Source organism: Pseudomonas sp. LB3P81, assembly GCF_054897965.1.
Window position 1 is genome coordinate 3,375,618 of record NZ_JBUBVG010000001.1, and the last position, 23,461, is coordinate 3,399,078.

General features: G+C 53.3%; 21 protein-coding genes and 1 pseudogene. 10 read left to right on the top strand and 12 right to left on the bottom strand.

Annotated elements, in window-relative coordinates:
• The first annotated feature begins 51 nt into the window (after positions 1–51).
• The 7 genes from ACYZTL_RS15530 (at position 52) to ACYZTL_RS15560 (ending at position 5,627) form a co-directional block, all read left to right on the top strand.
• Positions 52–1,176 carry an ATPase gene (locus ACYZTL_RS15530; RefSeq protein WP_461952530.1) on the top strand — a complete coding sequence of 375 codons (1,125 nt, stop codon included), beginning with the start codon at positions 52–54 and terminating at the stop codon, positions 1,174–1,176.
• On the top strand, positions 1,173–1,733 hold the full coding sequence (locus tag ACYZTL_RS15535; RefSeq protein WP_461952531.1) for a winged helix-turn-helix transcriptional regulator: 561 nt from the start codon (positions 1,173–1,175) through the stop codon (positions 1,731–1,733). Before ACYZTL_RS15530 ends, ACYZTL_RS15535 begins: the two co-directional genes overlap by 4 nt.
• 118 nt (positions 1,734–1,851) lie before the next feature.
• The gene (locus ACYZTL_RS15540) at positions 1,852–2,187 is read left to right on the top strand and encodes a YegP family protein (RefSeq protein WP_461952532.1); all 336 of its coding nucleotides are present in this window, start codon (positions 1,852–1,854) and stop codon (positions 2,185–2,187) included.
• 260 nt (positions 2,188–2,447) lie between these two features.
• Positions 2,448–3,545 (top strand): multiubiquitin domain-containing protein, encoded by a 1,098-nt coding sequence (locus ACYZTL_RS15545; protein ID WP_461952533.1) that lies wholly within the window; start codon positions 2,448–2,450, stop codon positions 3,543–3,545.
• Positions 3,542–4,921, top strand: coding sequence for a ThiF family adenylyltransferase (locus ACYZTL_RS15550; RefSeq protein ID WP_461952534.1), 1,380 nt, complete (start codon positions 3,542–3,544; stop codon positions 4,919–4,921). Before ACYZTL_RS15545 ends, ACYZTL_RS15550 begins: the two co-directional genes overlap by 4 nt.
• Before the next feature lie 107 nt (positions 4,922–5,028).
• A complete protein-coding gene (locus ACYZTL_RS15555; RefSeq protein WP_461954318.1) occupies positions 5,029–5,259 on the top strand; it encodes a DUF6527 family protein in 231 nt (76 codons plus the stop codon).
• A 44-nt stretch (positions 5,260–5,303) separates the two neighbouring features.
• On the top strand, positions 5,304–5,627 hold the full coding sequence (locus ACYZTL_RS15560) for a hypothetical protein (protein WP_461952535.1): 324 nt from the start codon (positions 5,304–5,306) through the stop codon (positions 5,625–5,627).
• Here the strand turns inward: ACYZTL_RS15560 and ACYZTL_RS15565 are convergent.
• Positions 5,626–5,844: pseudogene (locus tag ACYZTL_RS15565) on the bottom strand (nuclease); the annotation flags it as partial. The gene ACYZTL_RS15560 and the pseudogene ACYZTL_RS15565 overlap by 2 nt on opposite strands.
• 451 nt (positions 5,845–6,295) lie before the next feature.
• Here ACYZTL_RS15565 and ACYZTL_RS15570 point away from each other — a divergent pair.
• Both ACYZTL_RS15570 and ACYZTL_RS15575 read left to right on the top strand, forming a co-directional pair.
• Positions 6,296–6,973, top strand: a complete 678-nt coding sequence (locus ACYZTL_RS15570; protein WP_461952536.1) for a DNA adenine methylase — start codon at positions 6,296–6,298, stop codon at positions 6,971–6,973.
• Positions 6,973–7,806: an 8-oxoguanine DNA glycosylase gene (locus tag ACYZTL_RS15575; protein ID WP_461952537.1), complete on the top strand. Its 834-nt coding sequence runs from the start codon at positions 6,973–6,975 to the stop codon at positions 7,804–7,806. The genes ACYZTL_RS15570 and ACYZTL_RS15575 overlap by 1 nt, the downstream gene beginning before the upstream one ends.
• Here ACYZTL_RS15575 and ACYZTL_RS15580 read toward each other — a convergent pair.
• From ACYZTL_RS15580 to ACYZTL_RS15595, 4 genes are read right to left on the bottom strand one after another with little or no spacing between them, the layout of a single operon-like run.
• Positions 7,741–8,421: a nitroreductase family protein gene (locus ACYZTL_RS15580; protein ID WP_461952538.1), complete on the bottom strand. Its 681-nt coding sequence runs from the start codon at positions 8,419–8,421 to the stop codon at positions 7,741–7,743. The two genes, ACYZTL_RS15575 and ACYZTL_RS15580, sit on opposite strands and share 66 nt — an antisense overlap.
• Positions 8,399–9,004, bottom strand: coding sequence for a 7-cyano-7-deazaguanine synthase (locus tag ACYZTL_RS15585; protein ID WP_461952539.1), 606 nt, complete (start codon positions 9,002–9,004; stop codon positions 8,399–8,401). The genes ACYZTL_RS15580 and ACYZTL_RS15585 overlap by 23 nt, the downstream gene beginning before the upstream one ends.
• On the bottom strand, positions 9,001–10,212 hold the full coding sequence (locus ACYZTL_RS15590) for a PfkB family carbohydrate kinase (protein WP_461952540.1): 1,212 nt from the start codon (positions 10,210–10,212) through the stop codon (positions 9,001–9,003). The genes ACYZTL_RS15585 and ACYZTL_RS15590 overlap by 4 nt, the downstream gene beginning before the upstream one ends.
• 20 nt (positions 10,213–10,232) lie before the next feature.
• A complete protein-coding gene (locus tag ACYZTL_RS15595) occupies positions 10,233–10,553 on the bottom strand; it encodes a hypothetical protein (RefSeq protein ID WP_461952541.1) in 321 nt (106 codons plus the stop codon).
• 217 nt (positions 10,554–10,770) lie between these two features.
• On the opposite strand from ACYZTL_RS15595, the gene ACYZTL_RS15600 reads away from it, so the two are divergent.
• Complete coding sequence (locus tag ACYZTL_RS15600) at positions 10,771–11,169, top strand: hypothetical protein (protein WP_461952542.1); 399 nt, start codon at positions 10,771–10,773, stop codon at positions 11,167–11,169.
• Positions 11,170–11,479: 310 nt separating this feature from the next.
• Here the strand turns inward: ACYZTL_RS15600 and ACYZTL_RS15605 are convergent, their stop codons facing one another.
• The 7 genes from ACYZTL_RS15605 to ACYZTL_RS15635 form a co-directional block, all read right to left on the bottom strand.
• Positions 11,480–13,177 carry a restriction endonuclease subunit S gene (locus ACYZTL_RS15605; protein WP_461952543.1) on the bottom strand — a complete coding sequence of 566 codons (1,698 nt, stop codon included), beginning with the start codon at positions 13,175–13,177 and terminating at the stop codon, positions 11,480–11,482.
• Entirely contained in the window at positions 13,174–14,643 is a 1,470-nt protein-coding gene (locus ACYZTL_RS15610; protein WP_461952544.1) for a type I restriction-modification system subunit M, read from the bottom strand. Before ACYZTL_RS15610 ends, ACYZTL_RS15605 begins: the two co-directional genes overlap by 4 nt.
• Before the next feature lie 88 nt (positions 14,644–14,731).
• The gene (hsdR, locus tag ACYZTL_RS15615; RefSeq protein ID WP_461952545.1) at positions 14,732–17,095 is read right to left on the bottom strand and encodes an EcoAI/FtnUII family type I restriction enzme subunit R; all 2,364 of its coding nucleotides are present in this window, start codon (positions 17,093–17,095) and stop codon (positions 14,732–14,734) included.
• A 264-nt stretch (positions 17,096–17,359) separates the two neighbouring features.
• Positions 17,360–19,192 (bottom strand): TniQ family protein, encoded by a 1,833-nt coding sequence (locus ACYZTL_RS15620; RefSeq protein WP_461952546.1) that lies wholly within the window; start codon positions 19,190–19,192, stop codon positions 17,360–17,362.
• An 80-nt stretch (positions 19,193–19,272) separates the two neighbouring features.
• Complete coding sequence (locus ACYZTL_RS15625; RefSeq protein ID WP_461952547.1) at positions 19,273–20,214, bottom strand: TniB family NTP-binding protein; 942 nt, start codon at positions 20,212–20,214, stop codon at positions 19,273–19,275.
• A complete protein-coding gene (locus tag ACYZTL_RS15630; protein WP_461952548.1) occupies positions 20,211–22,169 on the bottom strand; it encodes an integrase in 1,959 nt (652 codons plus the stop codon). Before ACYZTL_RS15630 ends, ACYZTL_RS15625 begins: the two co-directional genes overlap by 4 nt.
• Positions 22,150–22,788, bottom strand: coding sequence for a Tn7 transposase TnsA N-terminal domain-containing protein (locus ACYZTL_RS15635; protein ID WP_461952549.1), 639 nt, complete (start codon positions 22,786–22,788; stop codon positions 22,150–22,152). Before ACYZTL_RS15635 ends, ACYZTL_RS15630 begins: the two co-directional genes overlap by 20 nt.
• Positions 22,789–23,461 lie beyond the last annotated feature (673 nt).

A 23,461-nucleotide genomic window follows, 5' to 3' on the forward strand; every position in this document is an offset into this window, starting at 1 on the left:
TTTGCGACTTAAAGTTTGCCACCGTCACTCACGCACTATCTCGAGCAAGGTATGCAGAAAAGGATTATTCAGCTTCTCAATAAAACCTCAGGACTGAAGGCGCGAGAAATTGCAAGCCAGCTAGAACTTGAGCGAAAAGCGATATCCCACCATCTTCATGAACATCGGGATATTTTCGTTCAAAATCCTGACACGTTTGGATGGTCGGTCATAAAAAGTGCCAGCTTCATTTTGGAGTTGACATGTGCCGGTGCATGGCTATCGGAAGCGCATTTCGAAAGGGCTTTGGCGAAAGCAGGGTCTCCACTGGATGCAGATCACGGTCACATTATTATCAAGGTCGCACCGGAACGCAGCGTTTTACTCTGCGCAGCGGTGAAGATACTCGCTCTGGCCAACCAGCTTGTAGCAGCCAAGAAAAAAGTAGAAATTGATTTTACAGACAACAAAAAAACTCTTAGTTATTTGAACCGTTCAGGGTTCATTGACAGACTAGATCCGGCGGTTAAAGTGCTGCCAAAACGCCCCGCGAGCTCTGCTGCTCAGCAATACAATGCAAACAATGTCGGACTCGTTGAGCTACTGGAAATTAAAGGTTCCGAGAATGTACCGGCGCGTATCAAACAAAGTTTTATCGAGGCATTCGGTGGTGACCATGCAAATAAGCTTTTTACAGTAGTCGCCGAGTATGTAGGCAATGTTGAAGAACATTCCGATACTAAAATCCCTGGCATAGCGGGGCTACAGTGTTATCGCGGCCCCGATACCAACAAAGCGCGGATTACTACTGTGGTATCTGACTCTGGAAAAGGCATTTGCCAGACTTTGCGCCCTGTACTTGAAGAGCAGTTTCCAGATATTGCTAAGAAATTTGATAAAGCATTACAGGCTTCAGATCCGAAGCTAATCATACATACCGTACTTAAAGGCGGGCTAAGTCGGCGTGGTGCCGGGCGTGGTGGAGCCGGATTACATACCAGTCACGAAGAAGCAGAAAAGTTACTGAATACAAAAATTAAAATCAGACAGGAAAACTTCTCTGTCACGTTAGAGTATCAATCTGGCGTTATTGAAAGTGCCAGCTGGATATTGAACTTGCCTAAGCTAATAGGCACACACATCGTGTTTGAATTCATCTTGACAAAAAATCAATCTCTGCTTAAACTCGAGCCATGAACGAGAAAATATATATCATAAATCTGCGGGGCTTCACGGAAGAAAGTAACCCCTATGGCACTTCAAGGGGTAGGAAAACTCATGCCAAGTTATTGGATTGCATCGATAAACTTCGCGGCAAAACCGTAATTGGCGTATCGCTTTCAGGTCTAGAAGGCGCAGATGTTTCCTTTCTTCGTGAGTCATTAATTTATACAGTCAAGCGATACAGCAAGGAATTTACCTTTTTTGCGTTCGACGTCCATGACGAAGACATCTTTGCAAATTTGCATGGTGCAGCGCTGTCTGGTGATCAGCGCTTAACGTGCTGGTTTGGCCATGAATGCAAATTTGTGGGTCCAGAACCTACCGCCTCGAGCAAAGCGCTCCTGGATATGGTGGTGAGTCATCGCGCTACCACTACCTCCAAGGTGGCTGAGGAGCTGAACATCAGCGTCCAGAACGCTAGCACCCGCCTCAAGCGACTGTCAGAAGAAGGTTTTTTGATGAGGACCGAGGAAGCCGCTGAGACAGGGGGCAAGGAATTTGTATATCAGGTGATTGGACAGTCCGCTTAAATGGCTTCCATTAATCAGAAAAAGGGTCTAAGCTTCCGCTCAGTCCCTTTTTTTATGCTTGCAGTTAAACAGATTCATTTATCGAGACGCTGAAAAGGAACGTCCGAGGAGCTAAAGGATGAAGGCACGATTTGAAATCAAAAGGGGCACGGACGAGGAAAGGTACTTCCACCTGAAGGCGCCAAACGGAGAAATCATAATGTCCAGCGAGGGCTACAAGACACTCGCCGGGTGTGAAAACGGCATTGGCTCATGTCGGGAGCACGCGCCGTATGACCGGTTTTACGCGAGGGCTGTGACACAAGGGGGCAAGGCGCACTTTCATTTGAGGGCGGCCAATAACCGAGTCATCGGGCAAAGCGAATTATACGAATCGGTGCAAGCCCGTGATGCCGCGATTGAAGCGATCAAACGGTACGCGCCGCAAGCAGATGTAATCGACCTCACGAAATGAGGCGCACGGCGAAACGCGCCACACAACAAAATTAGGAAGCGACACGAAAGGGAATTTGAAAGAGGACATCGAAGGAAGGAAAGTCAAAGCGCAATTGCAGTTGCGCCTTAACTCAAACACGAATACGTCTGTGCTGGATGAGTATCTTCGTGCGTTGCCGGTCAGTCAAGCGCTGATCGTGTTCCCTCTCCTACGAAAACAAACTGGCTTCATTCGAGGCCATAACCCGCCCAAAAAGGGCAACCGTTAGGAGATACACCATGGAAGTTATTCATCAGAACCACCACAACGGCTTCGTGATCGAAGTGGCCGACAAGAACCTCGTTTTCCGCCAGGTAACTATCGAGGACAAAACACCCACCGGCGCCCAGATCGCGGCGGCGGTCGGCTTCAAGCCTGACCAGCTGGCGACTGTCATTCAGTTGCTTGCCTCCGGCGCTATGGAAGACATCCGCCCAGATGAATTCGTGACGCTTGAATTTGAGCCGGCCCGCTTCATCGTGGTCGAGACCGACCGCAGCTACTTCCTTACCGTTGATGGCGCTCGCAAGGACTGGCCTTATCAGCACATTACCGGGCACCAGATCCGCACGCTTGCAGAGGTTGGTGAAAACAAGCGTCTGCTGCTGGAGCGCGAGGAAGAAGCCGATCTTGAAATCCAGGACACCGCCATCGTTAATCTGGACGAAGCGGGTATCGAACGCTTCATCACCCGCAAGGCGGTTTGGAAGCTTAATGTCCAAGGCGTCGTGCTCGAGATCGATACGCCGACGATCAAGGTGCGTGACGCTGTGGTTCGGGCAGGGCTGAACCCGAACGAAAGCTGGCATATCTACCTCAAGGTCGAGGGTCAGCCGAAGCAGGAAAAAACCCTTGATGACGTCATTGATCTGACGACACAGGGCATCGAGAAGCTGCGCCTCACGCCTAAGGACGTGGCCAACGGTGAGGCGGCATTGCCGCCCCGCCGGCTTTTCAGTCTGTTGCCAGTCGATGAACAGCATCTTGATCAGATGGGCCTTCGTTGGGAGACCTGCCTGAGCGAAAATCGCCGGTGGCTGGTGATCCACAACTATCACTTGCCCGTAGGTTACACCCCTCAGATTGTCCGCCTCGCACTCGAGGTTCCGCCTGGTTATCCCACCTCTCAAATCGACATGTTTTACTTTAACCCGACCGTGAGCCTTACCAGCCGCGTTGTGATTCCCTGCGTGCAGATCACTGCTGTCGTTGACGAGGATTCCTTTCAGGGCTGGTCGCGGCACCGTACGACGACTCCGTGGAATCCCGCGACGGACAATGTGATCACTCAACTTGCCCTAGTCGAAGGCTGCCTTCACAAGGAGATCGGTGAATGAGCATCGACTCTCGTCTTGTTCTGACGGAGGAGATTCACGCCTCGCTTCGGGAACATCTGTTCCCGGGCGACGGCCTGGAAGCCGCCGCCATACTCATTTGCACGCGCTACGCCGGCGAACATTTAAAGCTGTTCGCAAAGCATCTGATCGTCGTTCCTTACGATGAGTGCGCGGACCGTGATGCAAACTACATCACCTGGCCCGGCAGCTACCTGGAACAGGGGATCGACCTAGCCGATGATGAGTCGCTGTCGATCATCCTGGTGCACTCGCATCCAGGCGGATACTTTGCCTTCTCTGAGGTCGACGACCAAAGCGACGCCAAGTCGATTCCGTCGTTGTTTCAAGGTGTAGATGCAGTCCACGGGTCTGCCATCATGATTCCGGGCGGGGAGATCCGAGCGCGGCTCTATGAACATGATATGACCTGCACACCTGTGGCGTTGGTTACGGTATCGGGCGACGACATAAAATACTGGTGGGACTCAGCGCCCCAACCTGAACGGCCTCCAATTGCATTTACGTCGGGTATGACGGCGACCTTGAATCGGTTGAGCGCAGTTGTGATTGGCGTTTCAGGAACCGGCTCCATCGTGGCTGAAGGGCTCTCCCGGCTTGGGTTCGGCGAAGTAATTTTGATCGACCACGATCATGTCGAGCTAAAAAACCTCAACAGGATCCTGAACTCCACTTTGGTCGATACGAAGATGGGACGACCAAAAGTGGAGATGTTTGCCGACGCCATCAACCGCATCCGCGATACCCCGTTTGCCAAGCCGATCAATGCGTCGATCCTGACTCGCGAGGCGGTTCTGTCAGCGGCCGGTGCCGACGTTATTTTCTCCTGCGTCGACACCCACCAGGCACGGATGGTGGCAGATCTCATTTCAACCACCTTTTTGATTCCGCTCATTGATGTCGGGGTCAAGATTCCTACACGTAGCGATGGTCATGGTGGTCGGGCAATCGCGGACGTGGTCGGACGCATTGATTACGTAAAACCAGGTGGATCGTCTTTGGGGGACCGCGGCGTCTACACACCTGAGACGTTGCAGGCGGAATACCTTCACCTGGCGGATCCACACGCTCACCGAGACCAGGTTGAACGCGGTTACATCACGGGGATGCAGGAAGAGGCACCTTCGGTAATCACGCTCAACATGCGCGCGGCATCAGCCTGTGTATCTGAGTTCATCGCCCGCGCCTTCCCGTTTCGCGAGGAGGAGAACAGTCGGTACGCACGCACAGTCTTCACATTGTCGGGCTGCGAAGAAGACTACTACACCGAGAAGTCCTTCCCAGCCATCCCCAAGCCACGGCTTGCCGAAGGCTGCAAAGAACCCCTTCTTGGCCTTCCTGATCTGGGCGTGAGGTAAGCATGTTAAAACAACTGTATCAGCGCCTTCTGTGCAAGCTCGACCCGCTACTGCCAGCACGAAAGCTGATGGTCATCCAAGGGGATTCGTTGCCAGCCAAGATGCCAATGCGGTCACTACTCCTGGCCAGGGATGGCCAAGAGGACTGGTGTGTCGGTTTCAAATGTCCATGCGGTTGCGGGCACACGATCGAACTTTTGCTAATCGAGGAGGCAAGTCCCCGCTGGGATTGCAAACTCGACAAACACGGGCATCCATCGCTGCACCCATCGGTTTGGTTAAAAAGCGGCTGCAAATCCCACTTCTGGCTAAAGCACGGAAGAATCCATTGGGTTTAGGGCTTAGTTTCCATTTCTAATAAATCCTCACAGGAACTTGTAAGATGTTAATCGTATTTTTTTGGCTTGCATCGCTAATAGCTTGCATTTTCTACGGTGCTGGCAGAATTCACAGAACATATAAATCGGAACAAATAGACAGACATGAAAATTACAAAAATGGATTCGCATTAATAATTTATTCGGTTCTTATAGTTGGCGTTTCTGGTTTTCTTGGCGCATCCATAATGGAATATCAATTATCTCTTCCGGAAGCTTCATATTTGTGGATTGGGATAAGTGAAATAGCCGACTTGACAAAATATTTAGCCCCCTTTGTTTTTGCCGCTATAGGCGTGAATTTGGTTTCGCATGCAATGACCAGTTAGGCTGCGACAAACCGGTGACTCGGCCGACACCCACATAGCCTTGCTGCGGGATGTTCACCCATACTCGGTCGTCTGGTGCGAGCATCTTCAGGCTTTTGCTGTACCAAGTGCCGCCGACGCCACAGATAAAACCAAGTGATTGGGCATCCTGCCAGGGACGCGTGGCGCTGTGGCCAAAAGAGCAGTAGTACTCGCCATTCCAAGGCTCACTTTGTCCGCCAGCACTGTTGGTGCTGACACGTTTGACCCAAGCTGCTGATTTTGACTAACCCATATATAGCCTCTGAAATCCCGCGCAAGGTCATCGTTGCTGAACCTTCGGGTGGGTCAATGAATTCCGGTAGCTTGGGTCAAAATCGTATCAGCGCCAACACAATGGCACCCAACTGAATTAAATCGCCACGGGTTAGGTAGACACCTCTGTTGGAGCTGATCGGAAATTGCCCCCCACTCTGCCGATTGATATTCGACCCAAGGCAAGTTACTGACTCCGTATCTGATCAGCCTACGTTCTCCCGCTCAAAAGCTGAGTATGATCCGTTGAAAAGCTGGGGCAGGCCTGCGGAGTCCATCTACATTTCGTGACTACACCTTAACCGAACTCCACGCATGCTGGCCGTTCGGCGCTTCGCCTTGACGTCATCGTCATTTCTGACGATGCTTGGCGCATGAAATATCCAGGCGGAAAAGGCAAGTGCTACCAGCGCTTGATCAACCTGATGCCACCGCATCAGACGTACATCGAATCCCACCTTGGTGGCGGCGCCGTCATGCGCAACAAAAAGGCTGCGCAGCGCAACATTGGCCTGGACCTTGACGCCAAAGTCATTGAGCTTTGGCAAACGGAGCTGCCAGATACCTGCGAACTCTACCAAGTCGACGCGGTTGCGTTCCTTGAAGGGTATTCGTTCGAAGGCCAAGAGCTGGTCTATGTCGATCCGCCCTACGTTCCGGTAACCCGCCGTCGAGCGAAGGTCTATCGCTGCGATTACTCGGAAGAAGACCACATCCGCTTGCTGCGGTGCTTGGTCGCATTACCTTGCAAAGTGATGCTTTCGGGCTATGACTGTGATCTCTACAACCGCGAGCTCATCGGGTGGCGCAAGGTGAGTTTTCCGGCTAAGACCCATGCAGAGCTGCGCGAGGAAACGGTGTGGATGAACTTCGAACCTCCCAGCCGTTTGCACGACAGCCGATACATGGGCGAAACATTCCGAGACCGCCAAACCATTCAGCGTCGCCAAACCAGGCTCCGTACTCGTATCGAGAGTCTAGATCCCATTGAGCGACACGAGTTACTGCAATGGATGCAGGAACACTACGGCATTGCCGAGGAGGTAGCCTGATGCAATTAGGCGCTATTTTCATGGACCAAGCGGTCTTCAGTGTCGAGCTGCCCACAGCAGACGCAGAAGTTATTCCGGGCGTCCCGTGGGGAGCCATGGAGGCGTTCCCGACTCCTGCCTACTGGGCCTACCAAGTGTACGCACGCCGTCTTACTGGCGATCGGATCAACTACAAGCTCGGCGCGACACTGAAAGAAGAAGTTGGCGCATGCTTGTTGGGTGGACATGGCATCCCCGCTAGCGTCGGGCTCGCCGCCTTTCAGCACGTCAAGGAGCGGGGTGCCTTTGGCGATCAACCACCTTCAGAAGAAAGCCTGCTCGAGTGGCTGAAAGAGCCCCTAACTATCGATGGTCGCCAAGTGCGATACCGCTTCGCCACGCAGAAGGCCCGCTACCTCTGCGCGGCACTTCAGAAACTGTCTGCTGAACGGCCTCCATTAGGCTCCGGCAAAGCGCTGCGCGACTGGCTGTTGGATATTCCAGGCATTGGTTACAAGACCGCATCGTGGGTTGCCCGTAACTGGCTGGATGCGGACGATGTGGCAATCCTGGACATCCACATTCTCCGTGCCGGGTTACTAGGTAGGTTCTTCGAGAGCAACTTGACCGTTGAGCGCCACTACCTAGAGCTCGAAGAGCAGTTCATCCGCTTCAGTAAAGGGCTTGGCGTCAGGGCCTCGGAACTCGATGCCCTGATGTGGTTGGAGATGATGTCATCGCCCGCCACGGTGCACAGCATCATGGGCATGGGGCACCACGCACCTGAATCAGGTTCTCGTAGCAGACCCAAGAAGAGCAAGGCCAACCCCGGCCAACTTTCCCTGATCGGCTAGGGCACTGGCCCAAGGCTCACCGGTGATACCCAGCGGACAGAAGTTGAGTCCCTGGGCTGTCGCAGTTAATGCCATGACCGCGAGTAGCGCCCCCGCGTCACGCCAAACAAGGCTGCAACCATCGTGGTATTTGCCCAATGTTTTTCCGGGCTCGGCCAGAAACAGAATGCGTGTTGCCTCATCACCGTCCAGAACCTGCAGACTGAATTCATAAAGGCCTGCAAGCTTGCCGGTCGCATGTCGGAGCTCCACCAGTTGGTGGGCCCTGGGCTCATACATCCACCATCGATCATCTTCGGGCCGCTTAACGACGATGTGTATAGGGTGGATCGCGCCAGCCGAGGGGGCCGCTCGATGCTCCAGATCAAAACCCAGGTTTGACGTACCGGATCCTCGAGTTCTGCAGGCATGCCAGAGGAAGGCTCCGAGCTGCTGGTCATGGACGACGCCGAACTCGCGATGTGACGCACGCGCATCCAAAACCTCGCAGAACGGCCGGGCTAATGCCTCCGAGGAAGCAGGGAGCGGGCAGACATCACCCATTTCCCACTCGAGAGGCTCATACCGCTCAGGCGCCGGCCTTGGAATAGGGTCACCCAAGTCGATCCAAGTCATACCCCACCTCTTGAAACACTTCCATGTACTTGTTGCAGCCGCGGCAGTTGCCACATGCAACATGCGACTTGTGGCAGCTGTGCGCCCAGGCCAGGAGACTCGCAGGGACGCCCGATTTGCGGACAAGCTCAGCAGTAGAAAACTCAATTGCAGGAGCCTCCACCACCATGCTGCCCTCCTGCAGGGAAAGCAGATGGCTGATCGCCGACATGAACTCTGGGGAGCCATCCCTATGGAAGCCATCCGATTTCACGGTACCCAACCAGAGGTGTGTCACACCGAACGAGATTGCCTTCATCGCGGCCAGCGTAATCAGCATCTGGTTCCGGTACGGCCACCAATCCGAGGCAGGAGCCAGACTGTTGGCTTGGCTACCTGCCATGTCTCCCGAGCCCAGCTGCCGGCAGTCGATCTCAATCACATGATGAGGGATTTCCAACTGTTGGCAGATCGCTCTTGAAGCCTCGATCTCGGCCAGCGCCGCGAGCTGACCGTAGTTCAGGGTGAACGCGATGTCGGGGCGCTTCCACCAGGCAATCGTCAAAGAATCCATCCCGCCAGACAACAATAATCCCGTCTTCATAGCACTACCGCTTCCCAGACCGTCTGATAGATCGCACTCACGTAGTCATCGGTGATGCAGCAGTCGGAGCCTTCCATCATTTTCTTGTCCTGTTCGGACTCATTTTCCGCGTAGAAGACGACAGGTTTGTTCAACGCCCGAGCGTAGCCAATCTCGTAAATCGTGCCCGAGTCGAGCCCATCACCAATCGCAAAGAGAACGTCGCAATCACGCACCCCTTCAAGGTCCTTTTCGACCACGTCCTCAGCAGAGCCAAGACCGACGTCATGGTATGGGGAAAATACATCCAGCCCCATTGCCAGCAGGTCTCTGCGAGCTTGCCCGACCATCCACAGCTCTGCGAGGGTGAAGAATGGACCTGCGAGGTACACCTTAGGGGCGTAGCCATCGCGATACCGAGCTGACGGTTGCAGTGGGTTCGGCTTGAAGCCAGCAAGTAAAGCCTGGTCGGGGAAGCCTTGATTTTCGCAATAAAAGGCCGTCGCAATGGAGGCAACCGAGGCTGCATCGTGAGCCGAAAGACCTTTGTCCATCCAGCCCAGTGCGAAGTGGGCGGCGAAGGTATCTCCCGAGCCGATCTTCCATACCCTTTCAGTGCAGTAGGCAGGTACCGTCGAGATTGCGCCGTTGTCATACACCAAGGCACCCAGAGGCCCCATCTTGATAACAACCACCTCCGCGCGCTCCTGCTCGGCAAGCACGATTGCGAGCTCTTGTGCGGTCAAACCACTGGAAGAGGGAACCAACAGATTGGCCTCATGGCGGTTCAGGACCAGAGCCAGGTACTTTGCTTCAGAGCCATTGGCCCTGAAGGACTCCGTACCGTCGGCATTCTGTGGGTCAAACACCGCGTACTCAGCATCAACTACTGCCGTTCCATCGATCATGCCGAATCGAAGCACCTTCTCGGCGCTAACCTGCAGCTTCGATTTGACGTGAGTACCACGTCGAATATCTGGATTGGCGAGGCCATGGATGTACTCGAAAGTCACCGGTGCCTGCGCAGCCGTAGCATTGAACTGGAAACCTTCCGCGGCTGCGCGGGCATCAACGACGATCTGGGTGTCGCTATCTACACAGGCGTGTAATTCCGCCTGACCACCGAAACGAGCAATCGCCGTTGCTGCCCTCCCTGCCGACCCATAAATATCGTCCCACGCCGGGCGCATGCAGCGCTCTCGGTAGACGCCTCCTACGATGGTGATCATAGAGCTCTCCTTGCTCGAAATTAAATGTGGTAAACCCGAAGGCGTACTTGCCCGCCACCAACGTGCAGCACACGTGCCTGGTACTGTTCGCCCTGACTCATGCAGCTTCGCAATTGGTTCAGATGTGGGTCGACAATCCCTCCTGCCTCAGCGCCGTTCCACAGTGCGGTGACAACCTGCTGATTGCCAGACTGCGAAAAGACAATGTCGAGGATGTCGTTGACGCTCATCTGCCCAACCACCTGTGCTTTCGGGGAAGCAAGCTGGGTATCAAACTGAAGGGCCGCGCAGGAAGTGGTGGGCGTGGATGGACCCAGATAGCTACCGCCAGAACCAGACATTCGCATTTCCTTTCGCTAGTCAAATTGAGCGCAAAGCAATATCACATCCGAAAGGCAAAAGGCCATGCTGAATCGCCCCTCGTTTTCCTGGGCACATCCACCAGCATGGCCAGCCCCTTCAAAAAAAAATCCTCAACTACTGGTTAAATAGACAGGTGGCCCCCATTTTGTGTTGAAGGGCCAGCGCACCGCTGTCACCCACAGTGAGGAAAGACCTATGCGTTTGATGCTTCAGGCTGTTTTTTCGTTGGCTGTTCCCCTGGCTATGCTCGCTGGCACCAGTGAAGCGAGCGAAATCGCACGTGTTGAGTTTCCATCGAATCAAGGGAATTACGTTCAGGCCTATGAGAGCGGTGGGACCAAATGGATCGAGCTCGCAACTATCGAGGCCAACGGCCACCGTCGTATTGCTAAAGGGACGGTTTCGCCAGAACAAGGTGCTGACTTCTCCAAGCGGCTTTACGAGGTCTCAGCTGATTTTGGTCCATGTGGTACAGGGAAACTGATGCAGCCGGACTACGTCAGTACAACTGTTTACTTTGAGGGCTTTAAGAATGGGACCGGTGAATGTGAGATCCAGAATCCTCCCTATGAACTCAAGCGGATCACCCGTTAAGCCGACTGAACTCCCCTGTTTCACTGACGAGAGTCGCTGACGGTCTGGTAACTTTTTAGTCAATAGCGACAAAGAGAAAGGGGCGCAGCTTTTAGGCGAACTCTTTCTCCTCGAGGCACGTTAGGTGCACATCGGTGCGACTAACGTGCCTTGCAGAAACACACCTTGCCTATCGAGGAATCACAATTTCTTCGTCTAACACGTCCACCACACCCGGTTTGAGGGGATCAATCCAGTCCGCTTTACCGTCCAGATTTGCGTCTTGATGGACATGGGGGTGTCCTGAGCTGAAGTCCTTCATGAGTGCGCCTCAGGCGACAGCTTGCTCAACCAGGGTGCTGGCCAGCTGTTCGTTGAGTTGGCGGGCTTGGGTCAGGCGGTTTTTTAGTTGGTCGCAGAGGGTCATTAGCTGGTCGACTTTGGCGACGATGCGATGTTGCTCGGCCAGTGGCGGAAGAGGAACAGGAAGTTCTCTCACCTTATCTGCGTTCAAGTTTAAGACTACTGCGCCAGAGGCGGCTCCCACAAAAAAACTACGCACGTAGGGCGATGAAAGAAGGAGGTAGAGGTAGTCTTTAACTAGCGTAGCTGGAGGGCTAATCCTCAGCCATCCGTCATGTATGCATCCTTCGATTTGCGTGATGTACGGCCGGCCAAAACTCATTGAATTAGTCAATAAAAAGTCGCCTGGATATACCATTCTCGTTCTTGTGAGGCCTTCGCGGCGTATTTTTTCACCTGTAGAGGTAATGTATTTTCCTCCCTTGTCAGTGTCCCCAATTTTTATCCAGTTAATCCCATCAGGATCCTCTGTCAGGAAGTCTTTAATTGGTCGGGGTGAACCACCACGTTCAATTAGTGAGATATCGCCAAGCTTTATCCACAACCAACCAGGCGCAGATTTGTAAGGAGTCTGCGCTTCTCTCATTGTCACCATCGGTATTTGATTACCGGTCTTTTTCTTCATCGCCGACTGCGCCATTTCTTCGACAATCCGCTTAAGCAATTCGCTGGCCGGTTCGTCGCTAGAGTCTTGCGTCCCCAGTTTTCCCATCACGGTCAATTGCAGCAGGTTTTGTTTGAGGGCGTCAATGCTGGATTCGGTGGTGAACAGTGTGTGGAAGTGCTCGGCCAGGCGCTGCCAGCTGGCGGCGAAGTCGGTGGCGTCGCTGGCCTGGGTCAGACTGTCGAGCAGTGTCTGTACCAATCGGGCGTGAGCGCTTTCGGCGTCGGCCTGCTGGGCTTCCAGCCGGTCGCACAGGGCCATTAACTCATCGACCTTGGCGACAATACGTTGTTGTTCGGTTAAAGGTGGAAGAGGTACTGGCAGCTCTCTCACTTTATCTGCATTCAAGTTTAAAACCACTGCGCCAGCAGCCGCTTGAATAAAAAAACTACGCACATAGGGTGATGACAGAAGCAGGTATAAGTAGTCCTTAACAAGCGAGGTAGGAGGGCTGATTCTCAGCCACCCGTCATGTATGCATCCTTCGATTTTTGTGATATACGGCCGGCCAAAACTCATTGAATTGGTCAGTAGAAAGTCACCTGGATATACCATGCGTGTCTTAACTAGACCTTCATGCCGTATTTTTTCACCAGCAGAAGTGATGTATTTTCCACCCTTATCAGTATCACCAATTTTTATCCAGTTAAGGCCGTCAGGATCCTCTGTTAAGAAGTCCTTAATCGGTCGGGGCGAGCCACCCCGTTCGATTAACGAAATATCACCAAGTTCTATCCATAGCCAGCCGGGTGGGGCTTTGTAAGGAACTTTAGCATCGTCGATTGGCACCAGTGGTATGTGTGCACTGGTCTTTCCCTTCGCCACAAATTGCATTTTTTCTTTGGCAATCTGATCAAGCAGTTCAATAGCCGGCTCCTCACAAGGATTCTGTGCCAGTAGCTTGCCGCGGACTGCCAATTCCAGAATCAGCTCGCGTAGTTTCTGAATGCCATTAGGCGCACGGCTAATCAGTGGCAGATTGTTAGTGAGTAGTGCTGTCATACCTGGCGCTCCAGGGCTTCGGCCAGTACAGCTTTGAGCTGGTCACGCAGTTCTGTGATCTCGATTTGTAACTGGGCGTAGTCTCGCAGCAGTTCATCCGGTTCGTGGCTGATCTGCTCACCGATATGCGGGTTCTTACAGTCCAGGTTCCAGTTGCGGGTCTGCAGTTCCTCGACACTGACCTTCCAGGCGAATTCATTTTCCACCCGTGCAGCAAAGCCATCGGCCTCGCTGCCCCACCAGTCTTCTTCCACAGCGAACTCTTCGATACGCATGGGCTTGGTCTTGGAGTAGTTCTTCACCCCAGTCGGATACTGGTGCTCGTAGAACCATACGTGCTTGGTCGGCGTGCCCTTGGTGAAGAACAGGAGGTTGGTCTTGATGCCTGTGTAGGGGTTGAACACGCCGTTGGGCAGACGAACGATGGTGTGCAGGTTGCACTCCGTCATCAGTTTTTCCCTGATGCGGCTCTTAATGCCTTCGCCAAAGAGGAAGCCATCCGGCAGCACGACGGCGGCGCGGCCACCGTCCTTGAGCAGTTGCATGATGAGCACCAGGAACAGGTCGGCGGTCTCACGGGTACGGAAGGCTGCGGGGAAGTTGGTTTCGATGCCATCCTCCTCCATTCCACCGAATGGCGGGTTGGCCACGATGCAATGCACGCGCTCACTTGGGCCCCAGCTTATCAGCGGCTTGCTCAGGGTGTTGTCGTGGCGGATCTGGTTCGGCACTTCGATGCCGTGCAGGATCATGTTGGTGGTGGCCAACAGGTGCGGCAGTGGCTTTTTCTCTACGCCGAAGATGCTGGACTGCAGGGTGCGCTCGTCTTCGGCGGTTTTCACATAGCGGCTACGCTTGTGCTCAATGGCACAGGTGAGAAAACCGCCGGTGCCGCAGGCTGGGTCCATGACCTTTTCGTCCAGCTTGGGATCGACCATGCGCACCATGAATTCGGTAACCGGGCGCGGGGTGTAGAACTCGCCGGCGTTACCCGCGTTCTGCAGGTCGCGCAGCAGTTGCTCGTAGAGGTTGCCGAACTCGTGGCGTTCCTGGGCCTTGTTGAAGTCCACGCCTTCCTGAATCTTGTTGATCACCTGGCGCAGCAGCTGGCCCGACTTCATGTAGTTGTAGGCGTCCTCGAACACACTACGCACCACGAAGGCGGAGGGTGTGATGCTGTATTCGTGGAGGTTTTGTAGCTGCGGAAACAGGTTGTTGTCGATGAAGTCCTTCAGGGTGTCGCCGGTCATGCCCTCCGGGTCGGCGGCCCAGCTGCGCCAGCGGCAGCTGTCAGGGATCGGCGAGCGGTAGTGGTCGTCCATCAACTCCCATTCCATCTCGCGGTCATCGAAGATCTTCAGGAACAGCAGCCAGACTAACTGGCCGATCCGCTGGGCGTCGCCATCGACACCCACGTCTTTGCGCATGATGTCCTGGATGGATTTGATGGTGCTGCTAATGGACATGGGAATCTCGCTGGCTTACTACAAAACAGAGGGTTCAAGGCGCAGGCCGCGTGGTGCTGCCTGCGCCGAAAATGCGGGGGCGGGAAGCTTAACTGGCGTAGAGCTCATCTTCCAGCTCATGGATGGCTTTGTTGTAACCGGTCTTGCCACCAAACGCCTTGACCAGCTCGATGGGCGCACCGATCTGGCTGAAGGGATCGAGCTGGAGGATCTTGATGTCTTCGATATGCTCGATGCCGGTGTCGGCATACTTGTCGAGCAATGCTTCGAGCACTTGGCGCGCTGCGCCTGAGTATTTGCCAAAGTAGTTGCGTTTTTTCACCTGCTCGGCGCGCTCCTTACGCGACAGCGCAGGCTGGTCGAAGGCTACATGGCAGACGAGGTCGAATGGGTCGAGGACCTTGCCCTGTTTCTTTTCCACTTCCTCGGCCAGGGCTTCCCACATCACACCCTGGGTGGCCATTTCCTCGATGATAACCTTCTTCTGATCGGCATCGCTCCAGCGACGCAGAAAGTCGTCCAGCGAGGCGAACTGCTTTTGCACGCAGACACGGGTGTAGTCGTGTAGGGATTCAGTGATCAGCCGGCCATCCGGGCCGTAGTACTGCACACGTTCGGCGATGACGTAGATCGGGACGCTTTCGATGATGTATTTGATGCGCTTTTTGTCATCATCACCTGTGAATTCAAGGTTGTCGGCTTCTGCCGTGGTGCCAGCGGTGATGCCATCCTCATCCGTCGCCTGGTCATTAGGTGGTACGGGAGACTCTTCACCTTCAGGGGCATAGATCACGACGGGGTCACCATCGAAAGCCGGATCGGCAAACAGTTCGGTGGCCTTCTTGAAGTCCATGATGGTGAACCAGTACTTGCCGAAGTCTTCGTTGATGCGGGTGCCACGCCCGATGATCTGCTTGAACTCAGTCATCGACTTGATGTGCTGGTCGAGCACGATCAGCTTGCAGGTCTGGGCATCAACGCCAGTAGTCATCAACTTGCTGGTGGTGGCAATGACTGGGTAACGCTCTTCTGGGTTGATGAAGTTGTCCAGCTCGGCTTTGCCTTCCTGGTCATCCCCGGTAATGCGCATGACGTATTTGCGGTTCTCGGCAATGCGCTCCGGGTTGAGGTTCACCAGCGCTTGGCGCATGCGCTCGGCGTGGTTGATGTCGTCGCAGAAGATGATGGTTTTCTGGAATGGGTCGGTCGCCTTGAGAAACTCGGTAACCTTTTGCGCTACCAGTTGGGTGCGCGCCTCGATTACCAAGGTGCGGTCCATGTCCTTGAGGTTGTAGATGCGGTCTTCGATCAGCTCGCCATTTTTGTCGAGCATGCCCTTGGGCGGGCGCCAACCTTGGAGATCCTTGTCGAAGTCGATACGTACGACTTTGTAGGGGGCGAGGAAGCCGTCTTCGATACCCTGTTTGAGGGTGTAGCTATACACCGGCTCACCGAAGTAGGTGATGCTGGACACTTCTTTTGTTTCCTTCGGCGTGGCGGTGAGGCCGACATGGGTGGCGCTGGAAAAGTAGTCGAGAATCTCGCGCCAGGCGGAATCCTCGGCGGCGCTGCCACGGTGGCATTCGTCGATCACGATCAGATCGAAGAAGTCTCGGGAAAACTGTTTGTAGACGTTCATTTCTTCTTCAGTGCCCGTCACGGCCTGATAGAGCGACAGGTAAATCTCGTAAGAGGTATCAATCTGGCGTTTGGCGATCTTGGTCATCGCCTGGCCGAAGGGTTTGAAGTCGTTGTTCTTGGTCTGGTCGACCAGGATGTTGCGGTCGGCCAGGAAGAGGATTCGTTTTTTCTGCTTGGACTTCCACAGCCGCCAGATGATCTGAAAGGCGGTGTAGGTCTTGCCGGTGCCGGTAGCCATCACCAACAGGATGCGTGACTGCCCCTTAGCGACGGCCTCGACGGTACGATTGATCGCATTGGTTTGGTAATAACGCGGCATGCGCCCGGAGCCGTCGTCGTAGTAGGGGGACTCGACCTTTTTACGGGCATCACCGTTCAAACCTTTCCATCGGCAATAGCGCTGCCACAGCTCGTCAGGGGAGGGGAACTGGTCGAGGCTCAGCTCAGTTTCGACCTGTGTACCAGTGCCGGTACGGTCGTGGAATAGAAAGCCATCGCCGTTACTGGAGAACACGAACGGTACGTCCAGTGACTCGGCATAACCGAGGGCTTGCTGCATGCCAGAGCCGATATCGTGTTTGTTGTCTTTCGCTTCTATGACAGCGATCGGCAGGTTGGCCTGGTGATAGAGAATAAAATCGGCACGGCGGGATTCGCCACGGCTGTGCAATTTGCCACGGACGATGATACGTCCTTTGGTAAAGCTGACTTCTTCGCGTACTTGCTTCTGGATATCCCAGCCGGCTAACTGGATCGCAGGCGCGATGAACTTGGTGCAAATGTCCCGCTCGGTAAGCGACTTTTTATCCATACCCCAATTCCCTTTCAAGCCGGCATGATCGCTCGATCCCAGCAGTGCTGACCTTATTTGATAGCCGTAAATGTACCTTGAATTCTACTGCTTAGGTGAAGTGCAGCTGCTCCCCTCTCATTGTGCTTTCAGTCGTCGGGTGATCTCCTTGAAAACTACCCCAAGCGTGTATAAGCAGTAGTCTGCATATCACCGGATGTCTGAATTGCCAACCACGGCGCCGAAAGGGAGAGCCGCATAGGTTTAAAATTCAAACCTCGAATTTCAATAATGCGCAGCCTTCCAAGACAGATAGTCGACTAATTTTTTGCTTCTGGGCCACACGTATTGTCGACAGGGGGACTTCACTATGGACGGCCCCGCAACTGGCCTGAATCCATTCTCCCAAAGGTGGGGCATGACGTGTTTTGGGGGTAGGCCCAAAAAGACTGACAGCTCGGGGCCAAGTATGTACCTACGTCTGAATCTCTCAATCGCTTTCGGGAGAACCATTTGCAAAGTACGCCTCCCGCTTTTGATGGGGGTACTCCAAAGGATCCCCTGCCGGACCAACGCGTAGGCGACCTCCTGCTTTACACCTAAAAGGATCGCCGCTTTGCAGATGGTAATCCCGGGGAAATCCGAGGGATTTTGAAAGACGTTCCGCATCCACTTTTTCAGGGCTTGGGTTTTGACTAACCAATGCCCCAGCATAACGTTGTTATCACCATCTGAAAAAGCTTGGAGCTGGCCGGTCTGAATCGCTTTGATCAGCTCCACCAAGCCGCCACCCGCTGGAAGGTGGTGCTTGGCGAGGTAGTTGACCGTGACAAAATCATTATCCATAGCAGGCTGGATATTTTTGGGTCTCAAAGAATTAATCGAATCGACATCTATCAGCCAGTTTTCGCCTGGCTTTGGCCTTCCGCCATGGAACCGGAGCATCCCTGCGCCAATCAACTGTCGGACTCTATCCAGGTTGATATGTAGCAGTTGTGCCGCTTGCCTCATGTTGACTGAGCCCTGCATGCGTAAAGAAAGCTCTCGAAGCTGGGCTACGTCAACGACCTTCAATTTACGACCGCTTGAGTGGGCGATTTCCCTGGATTCGAGTTCTCCGTGATCATGCAGTCGCTCGACAAAAGATCTAAGCAAGCCCGTTAATCTAGCGGCCTCCTCGATGGAAACCCAACGATGGCCTTGGATCGTTTTTTCGCTCAGATAGCGATTTCTCTTGGATAACGGTGCCTGCCAAGCATCCTTAACGTAGGACTCAAACTCGCTACGGACGAAGTCGAAGCAGGGAGCCTCTAGCTCATGGTGAATGTCTCTGTAAAGTGGCCCAAATGCTGATGTGAGCTTCCAATCCTTTCCATCGGATCTCGCGTCCCTGAGATCGCTGAGCATGTCCCGAAAAGCCCCCGGCCAATTCATGAGGACCTGGCCCGCCGCCTGGGCTAAATGTCGAGAAACCTCAAGTGACCCAGAGCCTGCCACCTTCAATGGCTTTGTGCTCTCCGATCGCACGCTTCTCACGGCGAGGCGGGACGACAAAACATGCAGCTGTTCATAGGTAAGAGCGTCCAAGCCAGAGTGTCCGTGCTTGAAGTTTTTGGACAGCCTTGCTTCAAGTGCAGTGGTCATCCAAGCTCTATGGCTATCAGCAGCGGGGATCTCCACAGTCTGTTCAGTGAGGAGATAGCCACAAGACTTACAGCTATTTGCCAACATAGCGCCGTGATTGATCTTCACCGAACAACCTGGGCATCTGTCCTGTAACTGAACGCCATGCAACGAACATGTCGTTACCAACGTCAGGTCCCAGGTTTCTTTCCAGTAAGCGCTTTCAGCCAAGCAGCAGGCGCAATACCTCTTATGCCGTAGTGACCAGACCTTTAGCGTCTTGGTCTTGGGCTGCCGAAGCTCTTCGGACACCGAAGACCAGGACACAGGCGGCTCAAATCTGCTGAACCAGGCGGCGATATCGCCAGCCTCTGCTTGTTCAAAGGCTTTGATCAGCTCGTCTCCCGCTAACCCATTGGCCCCCGCCAATCGCTGTAAATACCCTAACAAGCTCTCATCGCGTTGAGGCTGTGGGTTGATTAAAAGGCCGAACATTCCTGTACATCCTTAAGAACAATGAGATACCGAAGGTTTTCTTTAGAGAAGGAGGCCGGGGGATCTCCCCGGCCTTCTCTTTAGGAGGCGATGAGGTCGAATTTTTCGAACGGCTCATGAAATCCAATCAGAGGCTTGAAGTTAAAGCTGATACTGAATGGATTTCGCTGGTCGGTCGCTTTGCTCCACACCTCATCCAAAAACGCTTCGGCTAGGACATACAGATTTATACCTTCGAGAGCTCTATGCTGGACGAGCCACACAGCGCGATCCAGAATCTTGATCAGGTAGTCAATCAAGCCATACGAAGCCATGTGAAAGCGCCTTAACAACTGTGGCTCCGTAAAGCTGATGGCCTTAACCGGCAATAGGCTAGCGATCACCTCGAGAAGCATTGAAAACTGCGCCGATGTGCTTTCGGCATAGCTGAACCGGTTGTATTCAACCGTCGCAGAAAACCTTCGTCGTAGTTGCTCGTTTGCCCATAGCAGGCCCTCGGTTCGCTTCAGTCCGACGAGTACGAAGGTGATGCTGGTTTCGTTCATCAAGCTCTTGATCCAATCCGCGGCTTCATACGCATCGTTGCGTCGGTAATCCACCAAATGTTGTGCCTCGTCGAGCACCACGACTTCAACTCCAAGATTGGTCATAAGTAGAATGATGCGAGCGAACTTGACCTCCGCGGAATGACCGCGAGCATCCGCGTATGGATCCTTTAGTGCTGTCAGCATCGCTGTTGCCAAGTTTTTCTTGGTGGGTGATGAGGGAATCTCAACCACCAAGACCGTCCGCTTCCCGGACCCCGAAGGTTCCGCTGCCTCCAATTCCCTGACGTACTCCTTGATCAAAGTGCTTTTTCCTACCCCGCTCGGACCTTGGATGACCAAGCCTTTGCTCGCCCCGGTACGCCGGGTATCACCGTGCACCTCACCCAAGCGCGTCAAGGCTCGCTCGGCCTGGGGGCTGTGAATGAAGTGATGACGCAGAGAGAAGGGGGGGAAGCTTTGTACTAAAGCGTTCATGGTCGATCACCTGCTGGCGGACGGTAGGAAACCTTGAAAGTGGAGGGTGCAGTTGGCGGTGTGGATGACCTATCCACCCACTCCATCTCAGCTACGACTACCGGAGGAGGATTCGCCTCGGCCTTACGACCCTCCCTATCCAACTTGGCCCGCGCTGCTTCCCGACGCACTCGCAGCTTTTGAGAGCGACGAGCTTCGTCAACGTCTTCTCGCAGCTCTTGATAGCAGCGGTGCAGTTCATCAAAGCTGGGTTGTTCTCCTCCAGCATCTCTTAACGCTTTCTGGGCCGCCTTCCACATTTCTCGGCTCTTACCGATCATCCGCTTGTCCTTCACCGGCACCTGTAGGAATACGTTTCGAAACCGATCATGAACCCAGACATGTCCAGCTTCGTCTCGATAACGAACATTCACTTTCTCATCAGGCTGTAAGAGCAGTCTTAACTGAGCGAGCTCAACCGAGTGGTAACCGATGCTGTCAACTTCAATTCCATAGTGATGAACCTTAACGGAGGTTCGTCGAGCAAGAATGCATTCAAGTGCATCGAGATCCACGGGCAGCCTGACCAAAGTCTGAGCCTCATCAAATGCCCAGACTTGGGCGGGGGTCATCTTCTTGAGGCCTCGGTGCGGCGTTTGGTGGTAGCCATCCACGATCCATTTAACGACTACGGCCTCTAGCTGCGATAAAGTGAAGCAGGCGTTTTTTTCGGACTTGTAATCTCCTCTGTCCTGGATATTGGAGAATGTTGTACCAGGGAGGTTGTGGATAAGTCCCAGATTCTGAGTGCTAAAAAAACGCTCGACCGCGCCCTTCATTTCAGGAGCTCGGGAGGCAGGATACATAATCTCGATGCCTAGATCGTTGAACCCCAAGATCAAATCATCAGCATGAAACTCGGCAGCATTGTCCGGAACGATACGCGCCGGCATACCATGGGCTGGCCATTCATTCTTCACTTTCGGAAAGCGTTGCAACAGTTCTGCTTTGGGACGGATTGAGCGCTCAATGACTCGTAGAACAGATTCTGTGTTTGGCGCAGACAGGTGTAGGAGGTATCCCATGATCATTCGAGAGTACCTATCTAACACTATCGTCAGATAAGGTCGCCCGATAACCAAACCAGTCTCCTCGTCCACAAGCAGCACATCCAATAGGGTGTGATCGATCTCCCACCTCTCGAGGATCTGATTTACTTGGAGCACACCCGCAGCCACACGGTGCTTTTTCTTAGCGGCATGCTTACCCAGGCGAGCAACATCCACCAAGAAGGGATCTAGACTAGCAATGTATCTGCGGACGGTCATACCGCTGGGGAGGATGAACTGTTCAGAGGGCAACCGTTCCCGATTAAGGGCCTCAAGTCTGAGATGGTATTCGCCAATGACCTTTGAAACCTTTGGCCGAGTCTCTTTTAGATAAAGTTCATCAATGATGCTCCCCAGAATGCCTTCAAGCTCACCTGTAATGGCGGCTGTCCGGCCTTTTTTATTATGTTTAGGCACCAACCTTATTATGTTGTTTCCAATATATCTCGACGCCCAACGCCTGACAGTTGATATTGAAGGTGCACATGCATCACCTATTATTTTTGCAATTTTTTTTAATTCTTCTAACATGATTTCTTCACTCGGCAATTTTGATCGGTCCTTCCCCATTACACCCTCAAGATACTGGCGCCGACGTAAGGCTTCTTGACAGTGATTGGCTGGAAAGCACGTAAGATCAGGGGCTACGTTCCGTATGAATGGCACTTCTCCGAGAAAAGGTTGATCCGCGCAAATTTCAATTTCACGCTTTTCGTAACCAACGTAGAACTCGGCCTCAGTTAACTTTGTGGGCTCACCTAACTCATCAAAAAATAGCAGTCGTCGATCAACTAATCGCCGTTGGAGAACCATTAAAACGCCTTTTACCGATACGACTAATTTTGCTTTAAGCGAAAAAATCTGCATGGCGGTGCCCTCCTGTTAAGAAGACTTCAGAGTTGTTGCTAATAGTCTGATCAAGACTGATACCAACAATGCCCAAGCCCAATAAACGCCACGCTTCCATATCACCAAAAATGGTAATAAGTCCGCTCAAAGTCTTCGGCTCGTGCGCATCAAGAAGTTCGCGGACCTCAACGATCTGCGAGTTCGAAAGCATGGGCCCGCGACGGTGGTACATAAGCTGCTGAAGATTCCTAGCCAACGGCTCACCGTGGATCAGCTCATTCGTAACGACAGTGAAATTGCGATTACTGGCAGCAAAATGGGCCTTTGCAGCTTCCAGCTTTTGATCAATGCTGGCGATCAGAAGTCGCTTTTCCGGCTTAACTTCGAACCACCATTCCCTGCCATCCGTGAGAAAAACATGGAGGTCAGGAAAATATTTTACGGTAGCCGAGTCGAGCGATACGCTCTCTCGGCTGGGCTGTATGGTGTAGCTGTGAACCTGCGGTGATAGCTCCAGAAGCCGGAAAAACCCACCTTCCAACTGGGATTCCCAAGGCGTAGGTTTGCCATTTTTCAGGGAGGGAAAGTAGCCTCTGAAATGGCAAGAACGCCGGGTTACAACCTTTCGCACTGACATCGAACACCTCCATCAATCCAGAGACGAGCACCGTCGCTGCACCTAAAAATGCAGGTGCAGAGCAGGGCTCGGGAGGACTTTCGACAGGCAACACTGTGCCGTCGAGAGACCTCGCAAAAGTCAAAATTGTGGGAGAGGATTGACAAGCGCCAAAAAAAGGCAGAAATTGCGCGAGATCAGACGCAAGAAGTACCTGGTTGTGGCCCTGTCAAAGCCTCTGGTTTGGCAGTATCTACATTTCTCGATGCCTCCTTATGGGATCGTCGACGAAAGCAGCCATGCTCCTGAACCTCTATTTTGCAGATAGATGTCCACAGCAGAAGCTGTTACCGGTGGCCGTTAGGAACTTGCTTCAACAAGTCTACGTAACCGGCTGATTTTCTTGGCACGCTATTACGGTGTAATAGCGTGCCAAATTCTACTCCAGCCATTCGTCTTTCTCCACGAAAATCTTCGTCAAACCACTTGACAGTTTTTATTTATTGTTATTTGTACGCGTGCAGAATCTGATTCGATACTTCTAGTATTGATCTCGCGTGTAATCCATCTTCCGCGCCTGCCTGCCCTACACAAAACCCAGCACATCACTTCATGTGGTGCTCATCAGCTACGTACCCGCCCCCCTACGCCGCCTACGGATTGTCAGTCCTCCAGCCTCTAACTCACCATTTCC

Bases quoted from the DNA above. Each gene is read 5' to 3' on its own strand.
- ACYZTL_RS15530 (WP_461952530.1), top strand. From the start codon at position 52: ATGCAGAAAAGGATTATTCAGCTTCTCAATAAAACCTCAGGACTGAAG.
- ACYZTL_RS15535 (WP_461952531.1), top strand. From the start codon at position 1,173: ATGAACGAGAAAATATATATCATAAATCTGCGGGGCTTCACGGAAGAA.
- ACYZTL_RS15540 (WP_461952532.1), top strand. From the start codon at position 1,852: ATGAAGGCACGATTTGAAATCAAAAGGGGCACGGACGAGGAAAGGTAC.
- ACYZTL_RS15545 (WP_461952533.1), top strand. From the start codon at position 2,448: ATGGAAGTTATTCATCAGAACCACCACAACGGCTTCGTGATCGAAGTG.
- ACYZTL_RS15550 (WP_461952534.1), top strand. From the start codon at position 3,542: ATGAGCATCGACTCTCGTCTTGTTCTGACGGAGGAGATTCACGCCTCG.
- ACYZTL_RS15555 (WP_461954318.1), top strand. From the start codon at position 5,029: ATGCGGTCACTACTCCTGGCCAGGGATGGCCAAGAGGACTGGTGTGTC.
- ACYZTL_RS15560 (WP_461952535.1), top strand. From the start codon at position 5,304: ATGTTAATCGTATTTTTTTGGCTTGCATCGCTAATAGCTTGCATTTTC.
- ACYZTL_RS15570 (WP_461952536.1), top strand. From the start codon at position 6,296: ATGAAATATCCAGGCGGAAAAGGCAAGTGCTACCAGCGCTTGATCAAC.
- ACYZTL_RS15575 (WP_461952537.1), top strand. From the start codon at position 6,973: ATGCAATTAGGCGCTATTTTCATGGACCAAGCGGTCTTCAGTGTCGAG.
- ACYZTL_RS15580 (WP_461952538.1), bottom strand. From the start codon at position 8,421: ATGACTTGGATCGACTTGGGTGACCCTATTCCAAGGCCGGCGCCTGAG.
- ACYZTL_RS15585 (WP_461952539.1), bottom strand. From the start codon at position 9,004: ATGAAGACGGGATTATTGTTGTCTGGCGGGATGGATTCTTTGACGATT.
- ACYZTL_RS15590 (WP_461952540.1), bottom strand. From the start codon at position 10,212: ATGATCACCATCGTAGGAGGCGTCTACCGAGAGCGCTGCATGCGCCCG.
- ACYZTL_RS15595 (WP_461952541.1), bottom strand. From the start codon at position 10,553: ATGTCTGGTTCTGGCGGTAGCTATCTGGGTCCATCCACGCCCACCACT.
- ACYZTL_RS15600 (WP_461952542.1), top strand. From the start codon at position 10,771: ATGCGTTTGATGCTTCAGGCTGTTTTTTCGTTGGCTGTTCCCCTGGCT.
- ACYZTL_RS15605 (WP_461952543.1), bottom strand. From the start codon at position 13,177: ATGACAGCACTACTCACTAACAATCTGCCACTGATTAGCCGTGCGCCT.
- ACYZTL_RS15610 (WP_461952544.1), bottom strand. From the start codon at position 14,643: ATGTCCATTAGCAGCACCATCAAATCCATCCAGGACATCATGCGCAAA.
- hsdR (WP_461952545.1), bottom strand. From the start codon at position 17,095: ATGGATAAAAAGTCGCTTACCGAGCGGGACATTTGCACCAAGTTCATC.
- ACYZTL_RS15620 (WP_461952546.1), bottom strand. From the start codon at position 19,192: ATGTTCGGCCTTTTAATCAACCCACAGCCTCAACGCGATGAGAGCTTG.
- ACYZTL_RS15625 (WP_461952547.1), bottom strand. From the start codon at position 20,214: ATGAACGCTTTAGTACAAAGCTTCCCCCCCTTCTCTCTGCGTCATCAC.
- ACYZTL_RS15630 (WP_461952548.1), bottom strand. From the start codon at position 22,169: ATGCAGATTTTTTCGCTTAAAGCAAAATTAGTCGTATCGGTAAAAGGC.
- ACYZTL_RS15635 (WP_461952549.1), bottom strand. From the start codon at position 22,788: ATGTCAGTGCGAAAGGTTGTAACCCGGCGTTCTTGCCATTTCAGAGGC.